The sequence below is a fragment of the Bradyrhizobium sp. NBAIM08 genome, assembly GCF_020193935.1.
GTDB lineage: Bacteria > Pseudomonadota > Alphaproteobacteria > Rhizobiales > Xanthobacteraceae > Bradyrhizobium > Bradyrhizobium yuanmingense.
Genome location: NZ_JADYVR010000757.1, coordinates 1 through 416, shown reverse-complemented (window position 1 = coordinate 416; position 416 = coordinate 1). Strand labels below are relative to the sequence as shown.

The 416-nt window shown below is 66.1% G+C and carries 1 protein-coding gene; it reads right to left on the bottom strand.

The window, feature by feature from the left end; genetic code table 11:
• The coding region (locus I6F37_RS41915; protein ID WP_225154661.1) for a KUP/HAK/KT family potassium transporter at positions 1 to 316 on the bottom strand (316 nt) is incomplete at its 3' end.
• Positions 317 to 416: the final 100 nt, after the last annotated feature.

Genomic DNA, 416 nt, shown 5'->3' with positions numbered 1-416 from the left:
GCGACGCACCGAAGATGCCCAGGATGCCGACCGCATAGCTGCCGCGCGAGCCCTTCTTCAGGCTGCGCTGGGCCAGCGCGGTGAGCGCCATGATGCCGCCCTCGCCCTCGTTGTCGGCGCGCATGATCACGATGACGTACTTCAGGGTCACGATCAGGATCAGCGACCAGAAGCCCAGCGACAGCAGGCCCAGCACGGTGGACGGATCAGGTGTCAGCCCGAAATGCGGGTGGAACATTTCCTTGATGGTGTACAGCGGGCTGGTGCCGATGTCGCCGAAGACCACGCCCACCGCGCCGGCGACCAGCGCCGCCATCCCCGCCTTGCCATGACCATGCTCGCCTGGGTGACTGGCGGGAACCTGCGGGGAATTGGTGGCTGACATGGCTGCCTAAGGGTAGCGCGGGGAATGTGAG